The organism is Brumicola pallidula DSM 14239 = ACAM 615, from assembly GCF_000428905.1.
Classification (GTDB): Bacteria; Pseudomonadota; Gammaproteobacteria; order Enterobacterales; family Alteromonadaceae; genus Glaciecola; species Glaciecola pallidula.
Map to the genome: position 1 here is coordinate 29,385 of NZ_KE386816.1, position 12,257 is coordinate 41,641.

The 12,257-nt window shown below is 42.1% G+C and carries 6 protein-coding genes; 2 read left to right on the plus strand and 4 right to left on the minus strand.

What is annotated here, in order from left to right:
- The 3 genes from G399_RS22200 to gltB all read right to left on the minus strand — a co-directional run.
- On the minus strand, positions 1-920 hold a 920-nt coding region (locus G399_RS22200; protein ID WP_161627089.1), incomplete at its 3' end, for a hypothetical protein.
- 426 nt (positions 921-1,346) lie between these two features.
- On the minus strand, positions 1,347-2,762 hold the full coding sequence (locus G399_RS0116310) for an FAD-dependent oxidoreductase (protein ID WP_006009488.1): 1,416 nt from the start codon (positions 2,760-2,762) through the stop codon (positions 1,347-1,349).
- A gap of 15 nt (positions 2,763-2,777) precedes the next feature.
- Complete coding sequence (gene gltB, locus G399_RS0116315; protein WP_006009490.1) at positions 2,778-7,244, minus strand: glutamate synthase large subunit; 4,467 nt, start codon at positions 7,242-7,244, stop codon at positions 2,778-2,780.
- A 560-nt stretch (positions 7,245-7,804) separates the two neighbouring features.
- Between gltB and arcB the strand changes: the two genes are divergently transcribed.
- Both arcB and G399_RS0116325 read left to right on the plus strand, forming a co-directional pair.
- Positions 7,805-10,156, plus strand: coding sequence for an aerobic respiration two-component sensor histidine kinase ArcB (gene arcB / locus G399_RS0116320; protein ID WP_026843815.1), 2,352 nt, complete (start codon positions 7,805-7,807; stop codon positions 10,154-10,156).
- A gap of 41 nt (positions 10,157-10,197) precedes the next feature.
- On the plus strand, positions 10,198-10,812 hold the full coding sequence (locus G399_RS0116325) for a YigZ family protein (protein WP_006009493.1): 615 nt from the start codon (positions 10,198-10,200) through the stop codon (positions 10,810-10,812).
- Positions 10,813-10,873: 61 nt separating this feature from the next.
- Here the strand turns inward: G399_RS0116325 and mgtE are convergent, their stop codons facing one another.
- The gene (gene mgtE, locus G399_RS0116330; RefSeq protein WP_006009494.1) at positions 10,874-12,232 is read right to left on the minus strand and encodes a magnesium transporter; all 1,359 of its coding nucleotides are present in this window, start codon (positions 12,230-12,232) and stop codon (positions 10,874-10,876) included.
- Positions 12,233-12,257 lie beyond the last annotated feature (25 nt).

Here is a 12,257-nt window from a genome sequence, read left to right on the forward strand (position 1 = left end):
TCGGTCTCTGCAATTTCAATTTCTACAATTTCAATGTCTGCAACGTCGGTTTCTGCAATTTCCGTTATCATAACCGCACTTTCAACCGCAGTGCTTGTATTAATATTATCGCTTGCAGCAAGTTCAATCTCTTTGTTTAGCTCTTCTAAAATCGGTGATGGTAAAGCTGGAATGGCATCTTTTGATGCTTCGGTAATGTTGCTAGAAACCTGCTTGCTTAACTGACTAGATGAGTCAACTGTTTCTTCAATGGGTCTAAATTCTGACGTATCGACATTTAATGCAGTTGATTCTTCAGATGCATCTCCCTCTGCTACAGCTTCAACTAATACAGCTTCGACTAATACAGCTTCAACTAATACATTGTCTTCTGCAACCATAGCTTCAACCGCTACTTCAACCCCGGCGAATAGGGTTTCTTGTATATCAGAGTTAATTGGTTCTGCGTTTTCAATGATGCTATTCATATCGTCGTTAGTTGCTCTATCTAATTCTTCTACACTGACAATATCTGCCACAGCATAATCTCGAGGAGGCGGTGTTGGCTCGCTTACTGTAACTGGCGATGACAACTCGTCTTTGACTGAGTTAGTTATCGCTAAGCCGGCGAGCACAAGCTCAGCAATGGATTTTTGTGAATGGTCTACCGTCTTAGTAGGTATTTGTGTAACAACTAAATTATTGATGTTATTTGATGGCTGCGTCCCTGTGTATGATGCTAATTGAATGTTAGTGTCCCTAGAATTTAATAGGGCGGCCAACGCTTGCTCGACTTGAGCTGGCGTTTTTGATTTTGGGTTAATTTGATTGGCGATCGCAGAGGCAGATAGAGACGCAATAACGACACATGCCACTAAGCTTGGTATTAGTTTAGTTAATGGTGTGTTCGGATAATTTACCGCTTTCATTGAATTTTTCACTATGTTGACCTGCCTTTAATGCTGACTTTCGCTAAATTGCTGCTTTGCGCTATCATGACTGACTGCCGGTATTAATTTTTATTGCTTTCGCGCCTTGCAGTAAGTTGTTCTAGTCACTTTGCAACCGGCAATGCTATGCAATCGGAAGTGACGTTTTTTTTCTTCAGAGTAGATAAGTTACATCGGCAGGATACTCGCTGTACTAAAGGTTTGTAGTCTGCTAGATAATAGCTAGGTATGGTAAGTAATAACCTAATAAGGCATATTGATGGATTTTAAGGACCTTTAATTTCGATTTTAAGCTACTTTTATGATCATTTTAAATGACGTTAAAAGACACAAAAAAGGCGAGCGTGTAGCAAAGTAACTCCGTTTCTTTGCTACACGCTCGCCTAAACACTGTGGCGTTTTTCTATTTGAACGTAATTAAACTTCCATGTAGTCAAGTATACCTTCTGCCGCTTTGCGACCTTCATCTATCGCTGTCACGACAAGATCTGAACCTCGCACCATGTCACCACCTGAAAATATTTTAGGGTTAGATGTTTGGAATGCAAAGCGACCTTTTGCGGGCGCTCTTACTCTACCTCTCTCATCCAGCATAATACCGTACTCACCAAACCAAGGGGCAGGACTCGGCTGAAAACCAAAAGCAATAATGACTGCATCAGCTTCCAAAATATGCTCTGAGCCAGGTATTTCGACTGGGCGACGACGCCCTGCGGAATCTGGGTCGCCCATCTCGGTTCTAACTACACGAACGCCAATAGTATTGCCTTTCTCATCCACGGCAATATCTAGTGGTTGCAGGTTAAACTGAAATTGGACACCTTCTTCTTTGGCATTCACCACCTCACGTCTTGAACCAGGCATACTTTCTTCATCTCGACGATAAGCACACGTCACCGATTCAGCATTTTGTCGAATGGAGCTCCTGACGCAATCCATCGTGGTGTCACCACCGCCAAGTACCACCACTTTTTTACCTTTCATATCAATAAAGTCAGCGGCAGATTTTTCTATGCCCATTACTCGGTTAATATTAGCAATAAGAAAGGGCAGTGCTTCATAAACGCCAGGGGCAGTCTCATTATCAAATCCTCCTTTCATTGACTTATACGTACCCATCCCTAAGAAAACGGCATCGTAACTATCAATTAAGTCTTGGAATTGGAGATCTTTTCCAACTTCGGTGTTTAAAACGAATTCAATACCCATATCTAAAAATATCTGATGACGTAGTTTAATCACTTCTTTTTCTAGTTTAAAGGATGGAATACCAAAAGTGAGTAATCCACCGATCTCCTGATACTTATCAAACACAACAGGTTTAACCCCATTTCGCACTAGAACATCTGCACAAGCCAGACCGGCGGGTCCTGCACCAACGATAGCCACTTTTTTATCAGTCCAAACAACATCAGACATGTCAGGGCGCCAACCCATCTTAAATGCGGTGTCGGTAATATATTTTTCAATACTGCCAATTGTTACTGCACCAAAATCGTCGTTTAGGGTGCAAGCCCCTTCGCACAAGCGGTCTTGCGGACAAACACGACCACATACTTCAGGCAGGCTGTTGGTTTTATGTGAAAGCTCTGCAGCTTCAATGATCTTGCCTTCATTAGCTAGCGCCAGCCACTGTGGAATGAAGTTATGAACTGGACATTTCCATTCGCAATAAGGATTGCCGCAGTCCAAACAGCGGTCAGCTTGTCCTTCTGTTTGTGATTTAGATAAAGGTTGGTAGATTTCGCCAAAATCCTCTTTTCTAATCATAATCGGTTTTTTTGCGGGATCGATGCGTTCAACGTCTACAAATTGATATACATTTTTAGCCATAATATTTCTCCCTTCCTATTGTGCTTGTACGCGCAGTTCTGCGGTTGAACGGCTGATATGACCAAGCAAATTTTTGACGTCGCTGGTTTTCGGCTTAATGAGCCTAAAGTTTTTACTTTCCTCAGCATAATTAGTCAGAAGGTGTAGTGAGTGTTCACTACCTGTTTCTTCATAATGACGATTGATAAGTCCACGTAAATGTTCAGATAAAATAACTTTATCATCGACGCTCATAATATCAACGAGGTCCTCATTTACTCTATTATCCATGTCATTAAACTCATCATACAAATAAGCAAAACCACCGGTCATACCAGCACCGAAGTTAATCCCGATGCCACCAAGACAAGCCACAATACCACCTGTCATATACTCGCAACCGTTGTCACCCATACCTTCTATAACCGCCACTGCGCCTGAATTACGCACAGCAAAACGTTCACCAGCACGACCCGCAGCGTAAAGCTTTCCGCCGGTTGCGCCATATAAACAGGTATTGCCCATAATTGTGCTGTTGTGAGTATCAAATGTTACATTACGCGGTGGGTGAATGACCAACTTTCCGCCTGCCATGCCTTTACCTACGTAATCGTTAGCATCGCCAATTAAGCGCATGTTCAAGCCGCCTGCGTTCCAAACACCAAAGCTTTGGCCAACCGTGCCGGTCAATGTAAGTTGAATAGGACTATCTATCATACCTTGGTTACCATGTTTGCTGGCAATGTAGCCCGATAAGGTTGCGCCAATACTGCGGTCTGTATTCCGAACCTTGTAAGCTGACTGCGCGCCTTTTAAACTTTCAACAGCATGCTTGTTTTCTTCTAAGATCCGTTTGTTTAATACGCCTTTATCAATAGGCTCATTGGTCGCTCCAGCGCTAAACAAACGTGTGTGTTTGCCTGCTTCTGGTTTAACCAATAAGGGTGATAAATCAAGCCGTTGTTGTTTTGCAGTTTGTCCTTCCAATAAGGTCAATAACTCCGTTCTACCGACCAAATCTTCAAAGTTAGTAACACCGATACTGGCCATAATTTCGCGTACTTCTTCGGCGAGAAACTTAAAGTAGTTCATGACCATTTCAGGTAAACCGATGAAGTAATTGTCACGCAAAAATCTGTCTTGGGTTGCAACACCTGTTGCACAATTATTCAAGTGACAAATACGTAAGTATTTGCAGCCTAGAGCAACCATAGGACCAGTGCCAAAGGCAAAGCTTTCAGCACCTAAAATACCAGCTTTAACTACATCCAAGCCTGTTTTTAAACCACCATCAGTTTGTAATCGAACTTTGTGGCGTAATCCGTTTTCAACCAGTGCTTGCTGTGTCTCGGCTAAACCCAATTCAAAGGGGCTGCCTGCATATTTAACTGATGTTAATGGACTGGCTCCGGTGCCGCCATCATATCCAGAAATTGTAATTAAGTCGGCATAAGCTTTAGCCACACCGGTAGCAATTGTACCGACACCAGGTTCAGAGACCAATTTTACTGAGATCAGCGCTTTTGGGTTAACCTGTTTAAGATCAAATATAAGCTGCGCTAAATCCTCAATTGAATAAATATCGTGATGCGGTGGCGGCGAAATTAGCGTGACGCCGGGTACGGAAAAGCGTAAATCAGCAATGTATTTATTAACTTTATCGCCTGGTAACTGCCCACCTTCACCGGGTTTAGCACCTTGAGCTACTTTAATTTGAATAACGCTTGCATTCATCAGGTAGTGTGGTGTTACGCCAAAGCGACCTGAGGCAACTTGTTTGATTTTACTGTTTTTCTCAGTATTAAAACGCGCTGGATCCTCACCACCTTCGCCTGAATTTGACTGTCCGCCCAAACGATTCATTGCTATTGCTAGCGCTTCATGTGCCTCTGGACTAAGCGAACCCATTGACATGGCGGCTGTATCAAAGCGCGGATATAGCTTTTCTGCGGGCTCGACTTGATCAATATGAATGGCTTCTTTAAAGCTCTTTATTTCCATTAGGTCGCGCAAGTGCGAAGGAGCTCTGTCATTCACTAAACTGCTATACATTTTATAATCGGCGTAGTTTCCGCTAACAACCGCCTTTTGAAGTGAAGTCACTACATCAGGATTATAAGCATGGTATTCGCCACCGTGTACATATTTCAACAAACCACCGTGGGAAATTGTTTTGCGTTTTAGCCAGGCAATTCTTGAAAGATTTGTAAGGTCTTGCTCAAAGTCGATAAACGAAGCACCTTGAATACGGCTCGGTACGCCTTTAAAGCAAAGTGCGACGACTTCACTATTAATGCCTACAGCTTCAAATAATTTAGAACTTCTGTAACTCGCAATCGTACTAATGCCCATTTTAGACATTATCTTATACAAACCTTTATTAATTCCTTTGCGGTAATTCAACAAAGCCTGCATAGGGCTAATATCTAATTCTTTCTTTTCAACCATTTGCTCAATAGTTTCATATGCTAAAAAAGGATAAATGGCGGTCGCGCCAAGGCCAATTAGTACCGCAAAATGATGAGGGTCTCTGGTTGAGCCTGTCTCTACAACGATATTTGCATCGCAACGAAGGGCTTTATCAATTAATCTACGTTGAACTGCGCCAACGGCCATGGCTGCAGGTATAGGTAATGTGTCTGGGCTAATATCTCGGTCTGTAAGCACCACAAAAACAGCGCCTCGTTCTCGAACCGCTTCTTCTACCTCATCGCAAATGCGGGTAATTGCTGCGGCAAGACCTTCTTCAAGGCGATAGTTAAGTTGAATTTTTTCGTTGTAATAATGCTTTGCATCGAGTTCGCGCAACTGTTTTAAGTCTGTATACATAAGTATAGGAGACTCAAACAGCACTCGGTTTGCATAGCCACTGGTTTCGTTAAATACGTTTTGTTCACGACCTATGCAGGTAGCTAACGACATAACGTGGTTTTCACGCAACGAATCAATCGGCGGGTTGGTAACTTGCGCAAATTGCTGTCTAAAGTAATCATAAAGGGTACGGCTATTAGACGACATAACCGCCATAGGGGTGTCGTCACCCATCGAGCCTACCGCCTCTTGACCATCCTTTGCCAGTACTTTGATTATTTGCTGCATTTCTTCGTAACTGTAGCCGTGCAGCTTATGGTAGGTCGCCATCTTGCTGTCATCAAATGCGCGTATCCCAATTTTACTGTGGTCAGCACTCTCAACCGGAACAAGATGTTTGATATGGCTGTCTAGCCATTCTTTATATGGATGGCGAGACTGTAAGTCCTCATCAATTTCATTGGTACGCCAAATTTTACCTGTATAGGTATCTACCGCCAGCATCTCACCGGGGCCTACACGGCCTTTTTCAATCACATCTTCTTGCTTATAATCCCAAATGCCAATTTCAGAAGCGAGAGTAATAAGACCATCTTTTGTAATGACATATCTAGCGGGGCGTAATCCGTTTCTATCTAGGTTGCACGCGACATGGCGACCATTGGTTAATACGATACCCGCTGGGCCATCCCATGGCTCCATATGCATGGAGTTAAACTCATAAAATGAACGTAATTCTTCACCCATGGTTTTGTTGTTTTGATAAGCAGGTGGCACCAATAAACGCATCGCGCGAAATAGATCCATCCCGCCGGCTAAGAATAGTTCGAGCATGTTATCAAGCGAACTTGAGTCAGAACCGTCGGTATTTACAAACGGTGCTGCTTGCATTAAATCCGGTATTAGTGGTGTCGCAAACTTACCTTCACGAGCAGCGGCCCAATCGCGGTTGGCCTTGATTGTGTTAATTTCACCGTTGTGTGCTAAGTATCTAAAAGGTTGTGCAAGCGGCCATTTAGGTAATGTGTTAGTTGAAAACCGCTGGTGGAATACGCAAATACTTGATTGTAGGTTTTCGTCGGCGAGATCAAGATAAAAGGCAGGTAGGTCCTTTGGCATGACTAAGCCTTTATATATCGTTACCAACGCAGATAAACAGGCAACATAAAAGTCAGGATCATCTTCTAAACGCTTCTCTGCGCGGCGTCTTGCCATGTATAAACGACGCTCAAGATCATCTGTTCGCCAGCCGTTTGGGCAGTTAACAAAGACTTGTTCAATTTGTGGAACGCCGGTCAACGCTAAGTCGCCAAGGACAGTCTTATCAACAGGAACGACTCGCCAGCCTAAAATTGGCAGCATTTCTCGTTCCATTTCTTCATTAAGAATTTGGCGAGACTGCTCGGCTAATGTTGGGTTTTGACTCAAGAAAATCATACCCACGCCGTAGTCTTTGGTTAATTTCCAACCTTTGTCTTGGGCAATTTTTTGATAAAAAGCGTCGGGTTTCTGTAATAAGAGTCCGCAACCATCTCCTGTTTTACCGTCGGCGGCTACGCCTCCACGGTGCTGCATGCGGTCTAAGCCTTCAATTGCCGTTTTGACTAACTGGTGACTTGCTTCACCTGTTGTATGTGCAATTAGTCCAAAACCACAATTGTCTTTAGAATCATTTTGATGATACAAACTCATGTTTTCTCCTTCCACGGCAAATTTTACCGAGGCACGTTGTCCTTGAACAAGCGTGATACTTGTTAAAAAAACGACACTGTCGCTGTATTTCATTTTATTGTTATTATTATTTGAGTTTTTTTGCTGTCGGCTTTGACCGAAATGTTGGGCCGTTTTGATACTCAGTTATTTAGAATCTTTATGCATTCAAAAGCGGGTTAGACAAAATACCTATTCTTAACAAAGAAATCAATTATAAATACAAATAATATCAATATTTATTTAGTGAATGTACCTTTACATCAAGCTTAATACGGGTGATGAGGACTTACTAAATTTGATTTAAACCAGATATTTACGGTTTTTAAAAAAATAAAATTAAATTTTAACCTATAAATTGTGGCATGAATGTTGACTATCGTGTTGGTTGAAGTCGATTTTTTTGAATGAAAATGTAAAATTAGCTACATAAGTATTAAACCAAATTGTATTAACAAGGTTTGAATTTATTTCTTTATTGTCACTTATTTTACATTTTTGTTAGCATGCGCGTTACTTCTTGTCTAAGACGATCTCTTTTTATGTATTTAAAACCACCAAACGATTCTTGGGCGATCAAATTTGCAAAATTTGTTGACCGCTTCGGCACCCTAAAAATCAGTATTTTGTTTGTCATATTTACACTTCTGTTTACATTGATTGGATCCTATATAGTAAGGACTAGCTTGGGTAGTCAAATTGAAACTGTGGACTTCATTAGTCCTCTGGTACTAACCCTGTTGAGTGCCCCTTGGTTGTTATACTTTTTCAGTAAATTAATTAAACAGCTTGAGCATAGTCGAATTAATTTAGAGGAAGCGGTGAGTCAGTTAGAGCGCTTACGCAAACACGATGTCATTTTAAATCGTGAATTACAGAATAATATTCGTCAATTGAATCATGAAATAGAACAACGTAGAAACGCGCAGTTAGAGCGCGAGCTGGTTTTTGAAGAGCTAGAGCGAGAAATAAAAGAAAAATCTGAACAGGAAATCCAGGCAAGAAGGTTATCGACTCTTACTCGTTCTATTATTGATGCGTCTCCTGACTTAATATATTACCGTAACGAAGAAGGACGTTTTGCAGGTTGTAACCGGGTTGCTGAGGAAGTTACCGGTAAGACAGAAGCTGAACTATTAGGCCTAACGCCGCATCAAGTCTACGATGAACAACTTGCTAGGCAAGTCGCAGCGAGTGACCATGAAGTATTAGAGACAAATGCTAGCTTGACCGAAGAGTTGTGGTTACAGTATGCAGATGGCCGTAGGCGCTATTTCGAAATGCGTAAAGTGCCGTTTTTTGATCAAGATGGACATCGCTTGGGTTTGTTAGCGTTTGGTCGTGATATGACCGATCGCAAACAAGCGGAAAGCGCGATAGCTCAAGCGAGCAAAGACAAAACTAAGTTCATTGCCACTATTAGCCATGAATTGCGCACACCATTAAATGGCATTGTTGGTTTGAGCCGAATGCTGCGGGATACGCAATTAACTAAAGAGCAATTTGATTGGGTAAGCACTATCTATGCGAGTTCGATTACTTTGGGTAATATTTTCAACGATATTGTTGACCTCGATAAGCTTGATAGGGACAAAGTTGAAATCGATTTAAAAACAGTCAACATGCGCGAGTTTACCAACGAAATTAGTAGTATTGTTAGCCTGCTAGCACAAGAAAAAAGTCTAAGATTTAAATCTGAAATTATAGAACCGATTCCTATTGCCATTGAAGCTGATGGAACAAGGTTGCGGCAAGTGCTTTGGAACCTTTTGTTTAACGCGATCAAATTCACTCAAAAAGGAGAGGTGAATCTTACGGTAGAAGCGGTTGATCAAGGTGCAGGTAATGCAAAAGTTACCTTCAGAATTACGGATACTGGAGTGGGTATTCCTCAGGGGGAGTTGGATAAAATATTTGCGATGTATTATCAAGTTGATCACCCTGATCATAAATCGGCTACTGGAACTGGTATTGGGCTTGCGATTTGTAAGCAGATGGTCGACAAGATGGGCGGTGAAATTCTTTTGCACAGTGTCGTGGGTCAGGGTACGTGCTTTGAAATCGTCTTACCAGTGGCAATTAGCCAAAAACAAGCCAAATTGATTGAATTACAAGTCAGCAACTTAAATATTTTGTTAGTTGAAGATATAGAATTAAATGTGTTGGTGGCTAAAGCGTTATTAGAAAAATTAGGACAACGAGTTGATGTTGCGATGACCGGCACCGCAGCAATTGAGATGGCCCGAAAAACTGAATATGACTTAATCTTACTTGATATCCAACTTCCGGATATGACCGGCTTTGACGTCGCAAAAGTACTCCATGAAGAAGAATTAGTGTTACAAACTCCAATCGTAGCATTGACCGCAAACGTGATTAAAAAACGTGAAGAGTATCTGCAAAATGGGATGGACGACATCATTACAAAACCGATCAAAAAGAGTCGGGTGATAGAAGTCTTCAACGAATTGTTTGGTGAAGAACAAAAGCATGATGAAATGCGCCAGACAAGTGAAGTCGTGAGTATTCGTAAAGTAGATAAGATCTTAGATGTCGATATGCTGCAGATGCTGATTGAAACTATTGGTGAAGACATGGTGCGCACAAGCTTAGGCATGTTCAAAGAGAAAATACCCGAGTATATGGAATTATTGAATGTCTCCCTCGCCGCAAATGAAAAAGCTGAAGTGTGCTCTCAAGCTCACAAAATTAAAGGGGCGGCGGGGTCTGTGGGTTTATTACGTGTGCTCCAAATAGCCAACAGAATTCAAGAAGGTGACCATCCGGCTTGGTGGGAAAACGTTCATGATTGGGTTGCAGAGCTAGAAATGGCGATCGATAAGGACGTTGAGCACTTGTTAGAGTGGGTAAATGCTAACAAGATAGACGACTAAACACGAGTTGATACTCATATTGATAGGCATCGAGAATAGAAATGACGACAAGTTACTCGATACCAGCTGGCGCCAACAAAGTTGAGCTGGAAGTAAAACGTAGTAAGTTTATTGCTTATGCTATTAACGCCATTGATAGGCAGCAAGCGGATGCTTTTGTGAAGCATTTAAAGAGTACTAATCCTCAAGCTAATCATGTTTGTTGGGCTTATATTGCAGGCTCTCCTGACACCACAGAGCGCTCAATGAGTGACGATGGGGAGCCTAGCGGGACCGCTGGAATGCCTATGTTAAAAGTACTTCAATATAGCGGGCTAGGTGATATAGCGGTTGCTGTCGTCAGACAATTTGGTGGCACTAAGCTAGGAACAGGAGGCTTACAACGGGCTTATTCTGATGCTGTTGTTCAAGTATTAGAAAATTTACCGCTATCACTAAAAGTGAGTCGTATTAGATTCAAAATTGAATATGACTATCGCTTTCAAGGAGCAATCGCTCGACTATTGCAACGCTATGCTGTGCAGGATATTGAGGCTACTTATCGTAGCAATGTTATGCATAATTTCGCGGTTGCTGCCAGTGATGCACCTGCATTGCAAGACGAGTTGATTGATATCACCTCTGACAATATTGTTATTCTTGGACTTGATCAATAGACCCTCATGATTTATTGAATAAGCAAATTTTTCGAGTGAAATTAGCAGCGAGTGCGATAAATTAAATTAAGAATAAGGTAGCGGTACCCAAAAAGGCAAATATACCGACAACGTCGGTGATGGTAGTCAATATAACGCTGCCAGCGAGCGCAGGATCAATATTTAATCTCTTCATAATAATCGGTAAAGTGGCACCAGCCAAGCCGGCTGCAATCATGTTCATTAACATTGCGAATGCAATTACAACACCAAGCATAAAGTCCTGTTTCCACAATGCAATAACTGAGGCGATAAGAGTTGCCCATATGATGCCATTTAAGAAACCAATTGCTAGTTCCTTTTTGACCAGCCAGACCGCATTACTTTGACTGACATGGCCTAAAGCCATACCACGAATAACTAGGGTAAGAGTTTGATTACCAGCGACACCGCCCATACTCGGTACGATTGTATTCAAAATTGCTAATACCGCGAGTTGGCTCAGTGTTGCTTCAAATAAATCGCTCACTGCAGCAGCCATTAACGCTGTTACTAAGTTAACGCCAAGCCAAATGGAGCGGCGCTTTGTACTTTGTCCAACAGGAGCAAAGGTATCTTCCTCGTCATCTAAACCCGCCATACTCATCATGGAGTGTTCGGCGTCCTCACGAATAATATCCACAACATCATCAATTGTGATACGCCCGACCAGCGTTTTATTCGCATCTATTACCGGTGCTGAAAGCCAATCATAACGTTCAAACATACCCGCAACTTCACTGTCACTCATGTTGACGGGAATCGTTTTTGCGTCCTCATTCATGATTTCATTTACGCTGATATTAAGAGACGAAGTAAGTAGTTTGGTGACCGGGACGGTGCCGAGTAAATTATCATGACGATTAACAACATATAAGGTATCGGTGTTTTCAGGCAGTTCACCTTTTAAGCGCAAATAGCGGAGTACCACGTCAATGGTGACATCTGGACGCAAAGTGATGGTATCGGTGTTCATCATGAAACCGGCAGTGTCTTCACCATAGGATAGGGCTTTTTCCGCGCGCAAACGGTCCTGTGCGTCCATCGATTTTAAAATGCTTTGAAGGACTGTATCAGGGAGCGAGCTTAGGGTTTCAGCTAGGTCATCGGTATCCATGTCTTCGAGTGCGTCAACGACACTCGAAGGTACCATTTTAGAAATAATGCCGTTACGAACATCTTCCGACAATTCTTCAAGCACATCACCATGAAAGTCTGCATCAATAAGCTGCCAAAGTTCATTACGAGTCTTGCTTGGACTGGACTCTAATAGAAGAGCAACGTCTCCTGGTTGTAGGTCATGCAGTAACTTTCGAACCTGCACAAAAGTCCCGTCGCTAAGCGATTCGCTTATCGACGATAATTGACTTTGTACATTTTTTAATTCAAAAGTTTCAGCCATAAGACCCTATTATTATTGTCGCCAA

What these genes read in the sequence shown, in the direction of transcription:
- gltB (WP_006009490.1), bottom strand. Translation starts at nt 7,244, where the DNA reads ATGAGTTTGTATCATCAAAATGATTCTAAAGACAATTGTGGTTTTGGA.
- G399_RS0116310 (WP_006009488.1), bottom strand. Translation starts at nt 2,762, where the DNA reads ATGGCTAAAAATGTATATCAATTTGTAGACGTTGAACGCATCGATCCC.
- mgtE (WP_006009494.1), bottom strand. Translation starts at nt 12,232, where the DNA reads ATGGCTGAAACTTTTGAATTAAAAAATGTACAAAGTCAATTATCGTCG.
- arcB (WP_026843815.1), top strand. Translation starts at nt 7,805, where the DNA reads ATGTATTTAAAACCACCAAACGATTCTTGGGCGATCAAATTTGCAAAA.
- G399_RS0116325 (WP_006009493.1), top strand. Translation starts at nt 10,198, where the DNA reads ATGACGACAAGTTACTCGATACCAGCTGGCGCCAACAAAGTTGAGCTG.